14 protein-coding genes and 2 pseudogenes are annotated in these 15,240 nt (G+C 61.2%); 14 read left to right on the top strand and 2 right to left on the bottom strand.

Translation table 11 applies throughout. The features are described from left to right. The first annotated feature begins 138 nt into the window (after nucleotides 1-138). Nucleotides 139-1,125: a zinc-dependent alcohol dehydrogenase family protein gene (locus M0D64_RS05150; RefSeq protein ID WP_266257002.1), complete on the top strand. Its 987-nt coding sequence runs from the start codon at nucleotides 139-141 to the stop codon at nucleotides 1,123-1,125. 38 nt (nucleotides 1,126-1,163) lie between these two features. Here the strand turns inward: M0D64_RS05150 and M0D64_RS05145 are convergent, their stop codons facing one another. Continuing rightward, nucleotides 1,164-1,376: an SDR family NAD(P)-dependent oxidoreductase gene (locus M0D64_RS05145; protein ID WP_308101792.1), complete on the bottom strand. Its 213-nt coding sequence runs from the start codon at nucleotides 1,374-1,376 to the stop codon at nucleotides 1,164-1,166. 1,239 nt (nucleotides 1,377-2,615) lie between these two features. On the opposite strand from M0D64_RS05145, the gene M0D64_RS05140 reads away from it, so the two are divergent. From M0D64_RS05140 to M0D64_RS05130, 3 genes are all read left to right on the top strand, one after another. After that, nucleotides 2,616-3,701 (top strand): hypothetical protein, encoded by a 1,086-nt coding sequence (locus M0D64_RS05140; RefSeq protein WP_266256882.1) that lies wholly within the window; start codon nucleotides 2,616-2,618, stop codon nucleotides 3,699-3,701. Nucleotides 3,702-3,790: 89 nt separating this feature from the next. Further along, nucleotides 3,791-4,657, top strand: coding sequence for a carbon-nitrogen hydrolase family protein (locus tag M0D64_RS05135; RefSeq protein ID WP_266256881.1), 867 nt, complete (start codon nucleotides 3,791-3,793; stop codon nucleotides 4,655-4,657). Between the two features lie 223 nt (nucleotides 4,658-4,880). Then, nucleotides 4,881-5,228, top strand: coding sequence for an FKBP-type peptidyl-prolyl cis-trans isomerase (locus M0D64_RS05130; protein WP_233465191.1), 348 nt, complete (start codon nucleotides 4,881-4,883; stop codon nucleotides 5,226-5,228). Nucleotides 5,229-5,411: 183 nt separating this feature from the next. Here the strand turns inward: M0D64_RS05130 and M0D64_RS05125 are convergent, their stop codons facing one another. Then, nucleotides 5,412-5,642 carry a DUF2964 family protein gene (locus tag M0D64_RS05125; protein WP_266256880.1) on the bottom strand — a complete coding sequence of 77 codons (231 nt, stop codon included), beginning with the start codon at nucleotides 5,640-5,642 and terminating at the stop codon, nucleotides 5,412-5,414. Between M0D64_RS05125 and M0D64_RS05120 the strand changes: the two genes are divergently transcribed. From M0D64_RS05120 to M0D64_RS05075, 10 genes and pseudogenes are all read left to right on the top strand, one after another. Next, nucleotides 5,642-5,902 carry a MipA/OmpV family protein gene (locus tag M0D64_RS05120; protein ID WP_266256879.1) on the top strand — a complete coding sequence of 87 codons (261 nt, stop codon included), beginning with the start codon at nucleotides 5,642-5,644 and terminating at the stop codon, nucleotides 5,900-5,902. The two genes, M0D64_RS05125 and M0D64_RS05120, sit on opposite strands and share 1 nt — an antisense overlap. 134 nt (nucleotides 5,903-6,036) lie before the next feature. Then, nucleotides 6,037-7,110 carry a DUF6765 family protein gene (locus M0D64_RS05115; protein WP_266256878.1) on the top strand — a complete coding sequence of 358 codons (1,074 nt, stop codon included), beginning with the start codon at nucleotides 6,037-6,039 and terminating at the stop codon, nucleotides 7,108-7,110. A gap of 311 nt (nucleotides 7,111-7,421) precedes the next feature. After that, nucleotides 7,422-7,760, top strand: a complete 339-nt coding sequence (locus tag M0D64_RS05110) for a hypothetical protein (RefSeq protein WP_115776790.1) — start codon at nucleotides 7,422-7,424, stop codon at nucleotides 7,758-7,760. Nucleotides 7,761-7,939: 179 nt separating this feature from the next. After that, the gene (locus M0D64_RS05105; protein WP_266256877.1) at nucleotides 7,940-8,749 is read left to right on the top strand and encodes an H-NS family nucleoid-associated regulatory protein; all 810 of its coding nucleotides are present in this window, start codon (nucleotides 7,940-7,942) and stop codon (nucleotides 8,747-8,749) included. 22 nt (nucleotides 8,750-8,771) lie between these two features. Beyond that, nucleotides 8,772-9,257 (top strand): hypothetical protein, encoded by a 486-nt coding sequence (locus tag M0D64_RS05100; RefSeq protein WP_266256876.1) that lies wholly within the window; start codon nucleotides 8,772-8,774, stop codon nucleotides 9,255-9,257. A 532-nt stretch (nucleotides 9,258-9,789) separates the two neighbouring features. Then, a pseudogene (locus tag M0D64_RS05095) lies at nucleotides 9,790-10,626 on the top strand (alpha/beta fold hydrolase); the annotation flags it as partial. A gap of 140 nt (nucleotides 10,627-10,766) precedes the next feature. Then, nucleotides 10,767-11,336 carry an isoprenylcysteine carboxylmethyltransferase family protein gene (locus M0D64_RS05090; RefSeq protein ID WP_266256875.1) on the top strand — a complete coding sequence of 190 codons (570 nt, stop codon included), beginning with the start codon at nucleotides 10,767-10,769 and terminating at the stop codon, nucleotides 11,334-11,336. A 9-nt stretch (nucleotides 11,337-11,345) separates the two neighbouring features. Further along, on the top strand, nucleotides 11,346-12,671 hold the full coding sequence (locus M0D64_RS05085) for a glycosyltransferase (protein ID WP_266256874.1): 1,326 nt from the start codon (nucleotides 11,346-11,348) through the stop codon (nucleotides 12,669-12,671). A 92-nt stretch (nucleotides 12,672-12,763) separates the two neighbouring features. Continuing rightward, the gene (locus tag M0D64_RS05080; RefSeq protein ID WP_266257001.1) at nucleotides 12,764-14,275 is read left to right on the top strand and encodes a DHA2 family efflux MFS transporter permease subunit; all 1,512 of its coding nucleotides are present in this window, start codon (nucleotides 12,764-12,766) and stop codon (nucleotides 14,273-14,275) included. A 10-nt stretch (nucleotides 14,276-14,285) separates the two neighbouring features. Continuing rightward, nucleotides 14,286-15,164, top strand: a pseudogene (locus M0D64_RS05075) (glycosyltransferase family 2 protein); the annotation flags it as partial. Nucleotides 15,165-15,240: the final 76 nt, after the last annotated feature.

The following is a 15,240-nucleotide window of genomic DNA, read 5'->3' as shown; positions in this document are numbered from 1 at the left end:
GCTGCGCGGCGACACTTTGGTGGGCGAACGGTGGAATTTTCGTTTGCGTACCTTGCGGACGTGTCGATTTACATGCGGCTTCGCACGGAGGAATATGCCCGTATCGACTCGTTCACGATCAATCGCTGGGGAGGCGTGATGTCCATGCAAGCTCTTGTTCTCAGGCAGCACAACGGCCCGCTCGAACTGAACGAACTACCGCGCCCCGAGCCTGCGCGGGGTGAGGTGCTGGTGCGAATCGCCGCGAGCGGCCTAAATCCGCTCGACACAAAAATTCGCGCCGGCGCCGCCGGGCACGCGAAACATCCCTTGCCGGCGGTGCTGGGGATCGACATGGCCGGCGTCGTCGAGGCAGAGGGCGCCGGTGTCGACAGGTTCAAGGCGGGTGATCAGGTGTACGGAATGACGGGGGGCGTGGGCGGCCTGCAAGGTTCGCTGGCGCAATACGCATCTGTCGATGCGGATCTGCTGGCCTTGAAACCGTCCAATCTCTCAATGCGCGAAGCCGCTGCGCTGCCGCTTGCTTTCATCACGGCGTACTCGGGCATTGTCGATCGCGCGCATCTGCAGGCAGGGCAAACGGTGCTCGTGCATGGCGGGGCAGGGGGAGTCGGATACGTCTCCGTGCAGTTGGCGCTCGCGCTGGGTGCGAAGGTCTTTACGACAGTGAGCGAGCGCGACCGCAGCGTGGTGGAGGCGCTCGGCGCCAGACCGATCGATTACCGTGCACAGTCGGTCGAGCAATATGTCCAGTCTGCGACGGATGGCGTGGGTTTCGACCTGGTTGTCGATACCGTCGGCGGGACGACGCTCGACGCATCGTTTGTCGCCGTCAGGCATTTCGGCCATGTGGTGAGCGCGCTCGGGTGGGGCACGCATGCGCTAGCGCCGCTGTCGTTTCGCGAAGCCACCTACTCGGGCGTGTTCACGCTGCATGCGTTGCTTTCCGGGAAAGGCCGCGCGCATCACGGCGAGATGCTGCGAGTGGCGGCGCGGCTTGCCGAAGAAAACAGGCTTGCGCCTCGCCTCGACGCGCGGCGCTTTGATCTGGGCACCGCGCAGCTTGCGTATGAAGCACTGGCCGACGGTAGCGCGCGAGGCAAAGTTGTGGTCGAGGTCAGTTGAGCGGAACGCTGAGCGCAGCGTTGCTGCGCGCTTTTGGATTAACCCTTCACGAGGCCGCCGTCCACGATCAGATCCGCCTGGATCGGCAGGACACGATCGCCGAATTCGTCTCTCAGCGCGTGAGCCAGCGTTTCGCTCTTACAGTAATTCACCACGACGCCGGCGCCTTCGCGTACCAGTGCGCGTGTGATCGCGGCACCGAGTCCGCGAGCGCCGCCCGTTATCAGCACCCATTGTTCGGATAAAAGCATTTCTCTTCCTGTTGTCGATGAGGTTGCGATCTTCCTGTTGTCGCCTGATTCGGTTTTCTCGCTCGCTTAGTGGGGTGGCGCACGGATAACGATGGCGCGGACGCAGAGCGCCGGTCGATGTCCGCGACGAGGCGCGCTTCGTTTGGCCGAGTGATGGGTCGCGCACCGTAGTACTGTCTGTGTGATTGCGCTCACTCCCGTCTTTGTAAATTCTCTTTTGTGTCCGGACAAACACATAGGCAAAACAATTGTTCGCGTCACGGTCCCCGTATCTCCACCGAAACTGCTCACTCCTGGGTAAATAGTTTGTTTGCGGCTGTTCGAATCATCTGATTAGGCGAGCCGGACTTGAAGTAAAAATAATAGTTTGGACTGCGTATCTGGAGATGAGGATTTCCGACGCTGTTAAAAACGGTAATTGACGATCTTTGACAGTCGTGCAGCGCAATTAATCGGAAACAGGCGAGCAATCTCGCATTGCGTGGGGTAACGCACGGTCATTGGATGACGCTCCGCATAACTTCAACTTCCATCGGGCCCCTGCTGTGCTCTTTTCAAACCTTTGTTCGCGCACAGCCAGTCGCTTCTCCCGGATCACGTCAAATCGGACCGGGAGTATCTGCGGATGCGATGCCGGGAGTCGCGCGCTTTTCGTGCGGTGCCTGGCAATGTCGACTGGGCTTTGAAGTTTCATTTTTAACAGCGAACAGAGATTCACTCGTTATCTGGATCTGTCTTTCGAATTATATGGTTAGGAGAATGAAATGAAAAAGAAAAACGGGGACACGCGGACGTTGGGGACAAGCAAAGCGGTATTGGCGATTGCTGTGAGTCTTTATGCGGCGATGGCCGGCGCTCAAACGAGCCCGGCAGAACCTGTGGCGCAGTCCGCAAGTTCGACGAAGCTGACGGTTGCGCAGGTATTGCCGATCGATTGCCCGCTATTCGACACGCTCGGCTGCAAGCAGGATGACGGTGGGCTGCGGGCGTTCGGCGGAAGTGGAGTGGCAGTGGCTGCGGGGCTGGGGTCTACATCGGCGTCGGGCTCGCAGAGCAGCAATGGCAGCGGGACTTCGTCGACTGGAGCGGGCGCTAACGGTAGCGGAGGCGGCTCGACGTCCGGCGCGGTGGGACTCGGCGCCGGAAGTGTAGGGAGCGGCGGTGGAGGGAAGGGCGGGACGGGTGGTGGAACGGGCAGCGGTGGAACGAAGGGCGGGACCGGTGGTGGAACGGGCAGCGGTGGAACGGGCAGCGGTGGGACGGGAAGTGGTGGGACGGGAAGTGGTGGAACGGGAAGCGGTGGGACGGGTAGTGGTGGAACGGGAAGTGGTGGAACGGGAAGTGGTGGAACGGGAAGCGGTGGGACGGGTAGTGGTGGGACGGGAAGCGGTGGGACGGGTAGTGGCGGGACAGGCAGTGGTGGGACGGGTAGTGGCGGGACAGGCAGTGGTGGGACGGGAAGTGGTGGAACCGGCAGTGGTGGAACCGGCAGTGGTGGAACCGGCAGTGGTGGAACAGGCAGTGGTGGAACAGGCAGTGGTGGAACGGGCGGAAATGGCAACGGCGGCCACGGCGATGGCGGCCACGGGGATGGCGGTCATGGCGATGGCGGTCATGGCGACGGCGGTCACGGTGACGGTGGCCATGGCGATGGCGGTAATGGCGACGGTGGCCATGGCAATGGCGGTCATGGTGACGGCGGTCATGGCGATGGTGGTCACGGTGACCGTGGCCATGGAGATGGCGGTCATGGCGACGGCGGCCACGGCGATGGCGGCCATGGTGACGGTGGTCATGGCAACGGCGGCCACGGCGACGGCGGTCATGGTGACGGTGGTCATGGTGATGGCGGTCATGGAGATGGCGGTCATGGCAACGGCGGCCATGGCGATGGCGGTCATGGTGACGGCGGCCACGGCGATGGCGGCCATGGTGACGGTGGTCATGCCAATGGCGGCCATGGCGACGGTGGTCATGGAGACGGTGGCCATGGCGACGGCGGTCATGGCAACGGTGGCCATGGAGATGGCAGCCATGGCGACGGTGGTCATAGCAACGGCGGCAAAGGCGACGGCGGCAAAGGCAGCAGCGGCCAGGGCCATGGCGGCGGTTTCGGTGGAGGCTTCGGCGGCAGTGGCGGCCATGGTGGCGGTTACGGCGGCGGCCACGGCCACTAACGCGTCTTGCAACCCTCAGCGCGCGGGCGGCCGACAAACGGCCGCCCGCGCCGCTTCAATCACCTGCCTTCTGAAGTTCGAAAAACATCCGCTCGACGCGATCCACGAAAACACAAACAACGTCCACCTGATAGAGTGCCGTCCATGATTAAATGCCGGGTCTCGCTCACCGCGTAAAACGCCAAAGCCAGCCGCCGGCGTGCACACCGCAACAGTCCATTCAGAACGGAGTCCGCGTTGAATAACAAACAGGCCTCGCTGCCGCAAGCACCTTTGCGAATTGCGGCGGCGCAAGCGCAACCGGTTTCCGGCGACGTCACGGCGAACATTGCCAGAACGGTCGAACTGACCGGCGTTGCAGCCGACCACGGCGCGAAACTGGTGGTCTTTCCCGAGAAATTTCTAAGCGGCTACGAGCCTGACCTGATTGCCGGCGACCCCGCGAAATACGCCTTCGACGAACACGACGCGCGGCTCGAACCGATTCGGGAAGTTTGCCGCGAGCGAGGGATCGCCGTAGTCGTCGGTGCGGCAACACGTTGCATAGGCAGCGTGGACGCCCTTCATATTTCGTCGCTGATCTTCAACCATTCCGGCGAGCTGATCGAGCCGTATCACAAACAGCATCTCTACAGCAGCGAAACGAAGACTTACCGACCCGGCACACAAGGCTGCATGCTGGAGATCGACGGATGGCGGCTCGCGCTCGGCGTGTGCTACGACTCCGGTTTTCCTGAGCACGCGCGCAACGCCGCTGTGAACGGCGCGCACGCTTATCTGGTGAGCGCGCTCTTCAGCGTGAAGACTGGCTATCACCAGTCGCGCATCTGGTTTCCCGCGCGTGCTTTCGACAACACCCTGTACGTGCTGTTGTCGAATCACGTCGGCATCACCGGCGGTTGGGAAACGTGCGGTGCGAGCGCGATCTGGGGCCCCTATGGCAACGTGCTGAAGGAAGCGAGCCGCGATCGGGAGGAAGTGATTACCGCGCTACTCGACCCGGCGGTGCTGGCCGATGTCCGTGAGCGCGAAACAGTGCTCGCGGACTTCAAGGCACACGCGGTTGAGACGGCGAGTGAGTACGTGGTGCGCCGACTGGATTAACCGCACGCGCGGTGGCGACCCTACGTCTCGCTCGTCAGGACGTAGCATTCTCTGTGCCACGGGCCCTGCCGCTCAACTGCCTTTGCGGCTGTGATTACCCAGCATCGGCGGTCGGTGGCACGCAACATGTCATCCGCTACAATGGCACGCACTACCCACCTGGAGACTCGCCTTGAAATCTATCGTTGCTTTGGTCGCCGCGGCTGTTCTTTCTTCCACGGCGATGGCCGCTTCCACCACTGAGAAACTGCCTTCCGGCGTAATCGTTGAACATCTTACGCAGGGCACGGGCGCCCAGCCGGCCGCAGACGATGTCGTCAAGGTCAACTATCGCGGCACGCTCGCTAACGGCACCGAGTTCGATAGCTCGGCCAAACATGGCGGTCCGGCAACTTTCCCGCTTAATCGCGTGATTCCGTGCTGGACGCAAGGCGTGCAAAAAATGAAGGTCGGCGAGAAGGCCAAGCTGACCTGCCCGTCGGCCACGGCCTATGGCGAGCGCGGAGTTGGCCCGATTCCGCCGAATAGCGACCTGACGTTTGAAGTCGAACTCGTAGGTATCGTCAAGTAATACCGCGCGAAGTGCGCTGAGACTGAACCCCGCTCGGGAGATCGAAGCGGGGTTTTTCTTTTTCAGGGCACTGCATTTGCCCACTGAAATCTATCTGTGATAGAAATCGAGTCACTCTCGCGGTGACTGAACCTGACGTGTAGTCGATCGACTGGATTCTCTAAAAGAAAAGAAGTTCTCGCCTTACTCGGCTGGCGCGAATAGCATCGACACATACACAATAGTGGACACGACGATAATGCCGACACCGACGAAGACTTTGGTACGATTGAATTCAAGGCAGCCGTTGATGGCCACGCCAATGCCGACTACGGAAGAAAGCGTACCGATAGTGGCCAGCAATACGTGAAGCTTGCTGCGTATCAGGCTACGCCGCTCCGGACTTGCGCCTTCTCTCCACTCCTTGAGTTTCATTGCAGTATCCTTTTTCACCGGTGTTCAGGTGGTCCGAAGATTCGCATGAGAGACAATGCGACAGAGCACGCCGTTTCGGCCTGGAACAGATCACCAGTTGGGGCGCCGCGATCTACCAGTTCAACAAAAACTGGTTCGGCGCAGCGATGATCTACTATCAGCGATTGACGGGCTCGGCCGCCGAAAGTCCGATCGTCACGCAGCGCGGCACGCGCAATCCGATCACGTATGGGGTAGGCGTGGCGTATGCGTTCCGCTAAAAGTAGTCGCGTTCTTTTTAAAGTCCTGTTGCACTCGGTCGTTTACCCTCTGCGCGTGCGGCGACACTGCAATCGCCGCTTTGCGCATTGCGGAAGATCTAGCCGTCATTCGTCGCGCGTCAGGAGCGTCTGCCATGAATATCGACTTTCACTACGGGGTGGTCTATATCGTCGCCCGTACCGGCGGGATGGCGCCCGCTGAGGCGCTCACGGTGGCCCATGCCTGCCAGTATGTCGACGATGCGACCACTTCAGGAATACTGCGTTTTGCGGGCGGCGAGACTTTTGAGCGCTTTGCCACGGCGCACAAGCTATTCGACTACACCAACACGGAAGACGACCAGAACCGTCTGGTGTGGACGCCATTTCATTTTCTGCCTGCCGGTGAGGGGGAGACGCTTGAAGAGAAGGCGGTGTGCCGGCCGGATAGCGCTGTTGCTCGCGAGGTGGTGCGCCGCGCGATCCGGCAGCGGGGCACGGACACGGCATTGCACCGCTTGGGCGTGACGCTGCACGCGTACGTCGATACGTGGGCTCACCAGGGCTTCGCCGGTATCGAAAGCCCGATGAACCGCGTTCATATGCTGGAGGCGGAAGATTGCACGCGGGAAGGCTGGCTTGCCCGTCTTACCCGCGCCACGCGGCATCTGGTCCAACACGTCGAGGAAGATGTACTGACGCTTGCACTGCCCGTCGGTCATGGGGCCGCTTTGCACTATCCCGATCAGCCGTGGGCGAAATGGCATTACATCGACGGCAGAAATGAGCGCGTTAAAAGGCACAATCTGCCGGAGTTCATGCAGGCGGCCGAGATGACTTGCCGCGCGGTGCGCGCCTATGTCGCGGGACGGGAAGATTTTGAATCCCAGCCTGGCTTGCCGGAAGATGTCAAAGCCGCGCTCACGAAGCTTCTCGATACCAATCGGAATCTCGACGACAACAAGCGCCTGCAGATCATTTGCGAAGCGGTGAAAACCGACGCCATTCCAGGCCTGTCAGAGTCGATTCCGGACTATGTAGCCAAGGGGCTCGGCTCCTGGAAATATAAAGCCACCGGTTTGCAGTCCGACGACGACAGCGGGGACCGCCCCCGGTGGAGCGACGTCTTTGAGAAAAGTGATTACCGGCGCTTTCACGACGCCGTCAAAGAGCACCGTTTTGTGATTACGCAGGAGATTCTGCCGACTCGCGGTCTACGGATCGCGTGAAAAGAGGGCGCTTTTGCGCGTCATTTCAATAGCCGCCCCAGCGGCCGCGTCCATGCCATTCGTGCTCGCGCCATTGCTCGCGACGCCATTCACGTTCACGCCATTCGCGGCGTTCGCGCCACTCGCCGTGGCGGTAGAAGGACAGTCCGGACGCAGGTGAAACAGCGCTGCGAGATTGGTAACGCGGGGTTACCGGCAAAAAAATGAACTGCTGCCCTTTGAATCTCCGGATGCTTGCCTATAGTAGAAGCGACTATTGCCGCATTGCACGGCGGCCGGCTTCTCTTGACATAGGTGACGGGGAAATAGAAATGACGCCATCGAATGCTGCAATCTATCAGGCTCAGGCTTGCACGCCGGATTCATTACGAACGCTTGCGGCCTATCTCGAACTGGCGCTCGACGAGGGAGAAAGCGTGGTTCTGATGCGGATCGGCACGCAGGTGCGCAGTATTTATGTCGGCAATCCGTCCGGCACGCTGGAGGATTTGACGGATCACGGCGTAGTGGCCGCTTTCCAGGCCGACGAGATGCTCGCATTGACGCAGTTGGGACTCAACCGGATAACCGCCGACGATCAACAGTACCGGTTCGTGCGCAGCGTGCGGTATATCGCCGACCGCCAGGTTGTCGTTTTTACGCCGACTTGAGCGGCTGGCTCGCAATGGGAAAAGCTAAAGAATGCGGCTATCGGGTACAGGACGCGAAAGGTTCGTACTCCACGCGATGCGCTCCCGCGTAAACCTGATGCCCTTATAGGCGCGTAGATCTGCCTTTCTCGCGCTATTCATGGCATAGTGCGATCGATTACCACATAAGGAGCAATCAAATGCCCACGTTAGAGCAAATCCAGGCGAAGCTTAAGAAACTCCAGGCGCAAGCTGACGTCCTTATTGCCAGGAAAGCACAAGCCGCGGTCGACCAGATTCGCGACCTGATGCTCAAGCACGGCCTCACTACCGCAGATATCGAAGAAAAGGCAAAGGCGAGACGCGCCGCGCGCGCCTTGAATGGTCATGCTGCAGGTGGCAAGGTAAAAGCAGTCAGCGCGGGTAAGTCGCTGCCGAAGTACCGCGACCATAAAACCGGCGCGACATGGACAGGTCACGGGCGTGCACCGGCCTGGATTGCTGCCGTGAAAGACCGGACTCAATTCCTGATTGAAGGCGCAAGCGAACTGAAGTCCGCGGCAAAGGCAGCGGTGACTCCCAAAGGCAAAAGTAAAGGCCAGCCTAAAGGCGCGCAGCCGCCCAAGTACCTCAATCCGAAAACCGGTGCGACCTGGAGCGGACGCGGCCCGGCGCCGGCATGGCTCGCCACGGTCAAGGATCGCACCAAATTTCTGATCGATAGCGCTGCGGCCACCAGCAATGTCGCCGCCCAAAAAACCGTCACGGCGAAAAAGGCAGTGGCGTCCAAAGCGGCTGGGAAGAAGGGTACTGCGGCGACTAAAAAGGCTGCGGCAAAGAAAAGCGCGGCCAAGCCCGCTGCGAAGAAAGCCGCGGTAAGGAAGACTGCCGTGAAGAAAACCGCAACGGCCAGGAAAGCACCGGGCCGCAAGACGGGTGGTAAAGGCAAAGCCGGCGCGACGAGCGTTGCCGCAGCGCCGCAAACCTCGACGGTACAAGCCGGCGTGTGAGCGCAACGGAGTCGTGAAGTAGATGACCAGCATGCTAGAAGTACCCCAGCAGGAGGACCATGTCGTCCTGCTGGACTCCGTTCCTCATCCGGCAGCCGATGCCGCCGAACCATTCATTGTCGCCAGCGACCGCCGGGTGATTCTGGCTTATCCGATTGCTGAATCCGACTTCGAACGGTTCGGACCATTCGATTCCGACGACGATCCATTTTGCACGGTGCTATTTCCCGACGCCGTGTTTCATCGGCTCGGGCCGCCCGGCGATGTCGATCTCGAGATCCATCCACTCGCGTCGCAAGGGCTCAGTGGGTACTCGGTTCACGAAGTCATGAATTCGTCGCTGGCCGCCGAGATTTCGGCCGTTACGTCGCCCGGTCCTGTACAACGCCATTTCGTCATCACGTTTCAGGGCGCGACGTTCGAATGCGTGGCGTCGGACTATACGGTGGTCGGCGTGTATGGCGCGGGTGAGATCGCCTGCCGGGAAGCCGTCTCGCTGGTCCGATAGTGTTGCTCACGCCCGTCGGGAAGTTCGCGCCGCTGCTGGCTACGCAGCGGCGACGGAATGACTGCGCAACGCGCTGCTGTTTCCTTTCAATAACATTTTCCCACCAAATTCGAACATATGCTCAATGACTTTTTTTAGCTTTTATTTTTGAAACATGTTAAAAAGATTTCCGTCATCGTATATTGACATGAAGTCTTCACGCAGTGAGGGCAGACTGGCGTCAACGAATGGCGTGCCGCAGAGATTGAAGCAACGTATTCGAAATTACATATAAATATATTACGAGGCATCGAACGCTCGATTGAAGCGGACCTGAGTTCAGGCGCGCGTCACGAAGAGCAGGCGGGTATCACGTCGAGTGGTACATGTTTTCGGTGCAGCAGCGGTCGTCGCGGATCGGATTTGCCGGCGTAATGGTACGTAAAGGCAAATCGCATGGGCCTGATCCCCGGTAGTACGGCCGCAAGGCGTCCGCGAGCGCGGGCGCGGTATCGGTACGCATTTGCCTTGCGCAAGTGCATGCGAATACGCCATGCCCATCGAAAAACTCCTTGTTCCGCTACCGGCGGGCCTGAAAGTCTACGTTGAACGTCACGTATTCGATCCGGCCTTCGAGAGTGTCATTCTGATCAACGGCGCGCTGGCCACCACGGCGTCGTTCGGACAGACAATCAAATACCTCGGCGAACGCTATAACCCAATTTGTTTCGATTTACCCTATGCGGGTCAATCGAAAGCGCATAACGTGTGCGACTTCGTTCTGACAAAAGACGATGAAGTCGACATTCTGCTGCATCTAATAGGCTTATTCGAGCCAAGCTTCCTGTTGTCGGTGTCGTGGGGCGGGGTGGCGTCGCTGCTGGCGCTCTCGCGGGCGCGCACCAGCGTGCGACGCGCTGTGATTGCGTCGTTCTCGCCGCGGCTCAACGCGGCGATGACCGCGTACGTGACCGCGGCACGCGACCACATCGCCGCCGGCGAAAATCTGAAGGCCGCGCAGTTGCTCAACGATACCGTTGGCCAGCATCTGCCGCGCATCATGAAGCTCTATAACTACCGCTACCTCTCAACGCTGCCACGCGATGAGCAGGATCAGGTGGCCTTTCACGTCGACCAGATTCTGGCCATTCGTCCAGAGGACTATCTGCACGAGTTCCGCAACATCGAGTGCGGTCTGAAATTCCTCAACGGCGAGATCGACGACTACACCACACCGGAGGACGCCCGCTCGCTTAGCGCGCATCTGAAGCGCGCCGAGTTTCTGACGATCGAGCAGGCCGGGCATTTCCTCGATCTCGAAGGGCGGGCCGCGCTGCGCCAGGTTCGGACGGCCATTTTCGATTACTTCGGCGCCGCGCGGGCGCAGGCGCCAGGCCGTGGGCTCGACTGTTTCGACACGTTCGCCGCCCGCGCGCCCATCATGCCGGTGCAACAACCCGCCATCGCGAACGTCGCGAATGTCGCGTTGCAAGCTTCCGCCGATCACTCGTTCCAACAGGTCGAACTACCGTGAATATCGCTCAGAGCATCGCTATCGTCGTACCGTGGACGCTGTGGCTGCTGTATTGGATCGCGACGTCGAACCGGGTCAAAGAAACCGCGCGCAAGGAGGCGTCTCTATCGCGCACGTTGCAGTCGATTCCGTTGATCGGCGGAGGCGCATTGATCGTCCTGCCGGACTTCAACACAGCGGCGTTGTCCTTCGATCCGCATGCGATCGGGCCGTTGCAGTTGGCAGGCCTCGCCGTGCTGCTGGCCGGCCTCGCATTTTCCGTGTGGGCGCGGCTGCATCTCGGCACTAACTGGAGCGTGTCGGTCACACTGAAGGAAGGGCATGAGCTGGTGCGCAGCGGACCTTATGGACTGGTTCGTCATCCGATCTATACCGGCTGCCTGCTGGCGCTTCTCGGCGCTGTCCTGATCGGCGCGCAATGGCGTGGCGTGGCTGGTTTATTGCTGATTTTCGCCTCGCTGGCGTACAAGGTGCGGGTCGAAGAGAGCTGGTTGACCGGTCACTTCGGCCGCGCTTATTCGCAGTATCGTCGCGACGTCGCCGCGCTGATTCCCGGTCTCTTCTGAGCGACCTGAATGACGAAAGTCATCATCACCGCGATCGGCTCGGCGGGCGACGTACATCCTTTACTCGGCATCGGCGCGGCGTTGGCTGCGCGCGGCCACGAGATCGTCTTCTGCACGCATCCGCCGTTCGCGGAGGCTGTCTCGCGCCAGGGTTTCGCATTCGTGCCGATCGGCACCGCCGCCGAATATGAAGCGGCGATGGCGAACCCGGCGCTATGGCATCCGCGTACGTCATTCCGCACGCTGTGGGCGGTGATTACGCCGACGCTGCGACCGCATTTCGACACGCTGGCTGCGTTGACCGATAGCGACACTGTGCTGGTCGGCACGTTGTGGGCTTTTTCAGCGCGGTTGATGCAGGAGCTGTATCGGGTGCCGTTCGTGTCGGTGCAGGTCTCGCCGTCGACACTGCTCTCCGCGCATGCGCCGCCCACCCACCCGCGGCTGACGATTCCGCGTGGCTTGCCGCTGGCTGTAAAAACGGCGCTGCTGCGGCTGATCGAGCGCCAGGCGCTCGACAAGGTCTGCGGCCCCGCATTGAATGCGTTGCGCGTGGAACTGGCGCTCGCACCGGCGCGGCGCATTTTCGGCGAGTGGCTGCATTCGACCGACGGTGTGCTGTGTCTCTTTCCGGACTGGTTCGCGCAAGCTCAGCCGGATTGGCCGTCGCCGCGCTGCCTCAGCGGTTTTCCGCTGTTCAACGACACGGGCGTGCACGCGCCCGATCCGCAACTCGACGCCTTTCTCGCCGCGGGCGAGCGGCCGGTGGTTTTCACCGCCGGTTCGACCTTGATCGATCAGGCGCGCTATACGAATGCAGTGAGCGCGGCGCTGGCGGAAAGCGGGTTGCGCGGGATTCTTTTGACGCCGGATGCGCCGCAAGCTCCGTTGGACGGGCAGACAGACGCACAGGGCATGCTGCTCAAGCGGCGCTACGTGCCGCTACAGAAGCTGTTGCCGCGCTGCCGGGCGCTGGTGCATCACGGCGGCATCGGCACGGCGGCGCTTGCGTATGCTGCCGGCATTCCGCAAGTGGTGACGCCGTTCGCGCACGATCAGTTCGATAACGCGCAGCGTGTCGTCGTGAGCGGTTGCGGCGTTCGGCTCGATAAGCCACTGGAGCCGCAGGCGCTTGCGCGTGCGCTGAGGCATTTGCTCGGCAGCCCGTCAATCGCGACGCAGTGCGGGCGCGTGCAGGACCGGCTCGCGTCGTCGCAGGATGGTTGCGAGGCGGCCGCACGCTATATCGAAGGTTTCATGCCGACCGGCATGCGCGCGCAAACCGTCGGCCGCATGTCTTTGCCGGCATTCGCAGACAGCGGGCATAGCGTATGAGCGCCGCCACGCCATTGCCGAAACGCGCCGCGTCGTTTGACGAGGCGCATGGCGTCGGCCCTGGCGCCACCGGCGAGCGCAGCGTACCCGGCATGCGCGGTGCGCGGCTCGCCTTGCTGACGTTCGCGCTGTCGCTGGCCACATTCATCGAAGTCCTGGATTCGACGGTAACCAACGTCGCGGTACCGGCTATTTCCGGCGGCCTCGGCGTGTCCAACAGCCAGGGCACGTGGGTGATCAGCTCGTATTCCGTGGCCGCCGCCATCGCCGTGCCCTTGACGGGCTGGCTCTCGCGGCGGGTCGGCGAAACGCGGCTGTTCCTTGGCGCGGTGATCCTTTTCACGTTGACGTCGCTGCTATGCGGCGTGGCCGGCGACTTTCATCTTCTGGTGGTATGCCGGGCATTGCAGGGGCTCTTTTCCGGGCCGATGGTGCCGCTTTCCCAAACGATCCTGCTGCGGACCTTTCCGCCGGATAAGCGCGTCGTGGCACTCGCGCTGTGGGCGATGACGGTGCTGCTTGCGCCGATCTTCGGTCCGGTGGTGGGCGGCTGGATCATCGACAATTTTTCGTGGCCGTGGATCTTCCTGATCAATCTGCCGATCGGCATCTTCTCGTTCGCAGTGTGCATGACGCTGCTGCGCCGCGATGCACCCGTCGGCAAGGCGGTGCCGATCGATCTGCCTGGCATTATCTTGCTGGTCGTCGGCGTGGGCTCGTTGCAGACGGTGCTGGATCTCGGTCACGACCGCGGTTGGTTCGATTCGCCTTTGATCCTGACGCTGGCGATCATCGCCGGGTTGGCGATCGTGTCGCTGTTGATCTGGGAGGCGGGCGAACGGCATCCGGTGATCGATCTGAGCCTGTTCCGTGATCGCACGTTTTCGTTCTGCGTGCTGATCATTTCGCTGGGCATGATGAGCTTCTCGGTGGTGGGCGTGATCTTTCCGCTCTGGTTGCAGGCTGTGATGGGCTACACCGCGTACCAGGCCGGACTCGCCACCGCGCCGCTTGGCGTGCTCGCGCTGGTGTTCTCGATTCTGGTCGGCATTTATGCGGCCCGTTTCGACGCGCGCGTGCTCGCGACTTTCGGCTTTCTCGTGTTCGCGGCCGTGCTCTGGTGGGATGCGCATTTCACGCTGACCATGACTTTCACGCAGATCATCACGCCGGGTCTGATTCAGGGCATCGGCTTGCCGTGCTTCTTCATTCCGTTGACGGCAGCGACGCTCTCGCGCGTATCCGACGACAAGCTCGCCGCGGCCTCCAGCCTGTCGAATTTTTTGCGCACACTGTCGGCGGCGTTCGGCACGGCGATGAGCGTCACGCTATGGGATAACCGCGCGCTGTATCACTACGACGTCGTCGCGCAGTCCGTGACGAAATCGTCCGGTAATACGCAGCGCTTCGTTCAGAGTCTGCACGGCATGGGCATCGACGGCGCGCGCGAACTCACCACCTTGCATCACGTCGTGCAGCAACAGGCCTACATGATGGCGACCGGCGACATGTTCTACATGGCAAGCATCACCTGCCTCGTGCTCGCCGCCATGATGTGGCTCACGCGTCCCAAGCGCGGCGCGGCGATGGCTTTAGGTCACTGAGGAACTTCGAATGACGATCCTGGGCGCGTTGATCATCCTGTTTCATCCGAGTGAAGAGCAGCTCGCGCGTGCGGTGGCGATGCGTTCGGCGTGCGACCGCTTGCTGGTGGTCGACAACTCGCCGTTGCCGGACGCGCGCGCCGCGATGGTCCTGGGTAAGGCGGGCGTCGCGTTGCTGCATCACGGTAATCGCAACGGCATTGCCGGCGCCTTCAATTGCGGCTTGAGTGCGCTGTTCGACGCAGGCGCGGATGCGGTCGCGCTGTTCGATCAGGATTCCGAGGCGCCGGAGGCTTACTTCGCCGTGATGCGCGACCGGTGCACGTCGATGAGTGGCCGGGCATTTTTAGCGGGCCCGCGCATCTTCGATGAAAACGATCAACGCTTCCTGCCCGAACTCGCGACGAGCGGTTTGGCGGTAGAGAGGCTGTCGATACACGCCGACGCCGCGATGCAGCGCTGCGCGTTTCTGATTTCGTCCGGCTGTGTCATTTCACGCGAGGCGTTCGCGCGCCTCGGCCGCTTTGACGAAGCGCTCTTTATCGACCACGTCGATACCGAATACTGCCTGCGTGCATTGCTGCGTAATGTGCCCGTGTACGTGGTGCCGTCGCTCGTGCTGCTGCATCGGATCGGCTCACGGCGCCGCCACAAACTGGGTTCTCTGGAATTGACGACGATGAATCACCCCGGTTTCCGCCGCTATTACAGCGCGCGAAACGCGATGCAGCTTGCGCTGCAATATGGAATGCGTCTGCCGGTCGCAATCGTGCCGAACGTGCTAACGCTCTGGCAAATCGTGCAGATTGCGCTGCTTGAAAAAGACAAGCTGGCCAAGCTCAACGCGATTGCGCTGGGTCTATTCGATGGGTTCTTCGGACGAATGGGGCCGCTTGAGCGGACCCGTCCGCGATTTGCGGCCAAAGTGGCCAGGTCCACGAATGCGGTTAACGCGGCGAATTCGG

Origin of the sequence: Paraburkholderia sp. WS6, assembly GCF_030464835.1 — a bacterium.
GTDB classification, from domain to species: domain Bacteria; phylum Pseudomonadota; class Gammaproteobacteria; order Burkholderiales; family Burkholderiaceae; genus Paraburkholderia; species Paraburkholderia madseniana.
Note: the sequence above shows the minus strand (reverse complement) of the source record. Positions and strands in the feature narration are given on the sequence as shown.

Coding starts and splice junctions, on each gene's coding strand:
- M0D64_RS05110 (WP_115776790.1), top strand. CDS start 7,422: ATGACGCCATCGAATGCTGCAATCTATCAGGCTCAGGCTTGCACGCCG.
- M0D64_RS05125 (WP_266256880.1), bottom strand. CDS start 5,642: ATGAAACTCAAGGAGTGGAGAGAAGGCGCAAGTCCGGAGCGGCGTAGC.
- M0D64_RS05115 (WP_266256878.1), top strand. CDS start 6,037: ATGAATATCGACTTTCACTACGGGGTGGTCTATATCGTCGCCCGTACC.
- M0D64_RS05085 (WP_266256874.1), top strand. CDS start 11,346: ATGACGAAAGTCATCATCACCGCGATCGGCTCGGCGGGCGACGTACAT.
- M0D64_RS05100 (WP_266256876.1), top strand. CDS start 8,772: ATGACCAGCATGCTAGAAGTACCCCAGCAGGAGGACCATGTCGTCCTG.
- M0D64_RS05150 (WP_266257002.1), top strand. CDS start 139: ATGTCCATGCAAGCTCTTGTTCTCAGGCAGCACAACGGCCCGCTCGAA.
- M0D64_RS05080 (WP_266257001.1), top strand. CDS start 12,764: ATGCGCGGTGCGCGGCTCGCCTTGCTGACGTTCGCGCTGTCGCTGGCC.
- M0D64_RS05130 (WP_233465191.1), top strand. CDS start 4,881: ATGGCCGCTTCCACCACTGAGAAACTGCCTTCCGGCGTAATCGTTGAA.
- M0D64_RS05105 (WP_266256877.1), top strand. CDS start 7,940: ATGCCCACGTTAGAGCAAATCCAGGCGAAGCTTAAGAAACTCCAGGCG.
- M0D64_RS05145 (WP_308101792.1), bottom strand. CDS start 1,376: ATGCTTTTATCCGAACAATGGGTGCTGATAACGGGCGGCGCTCGCGGA.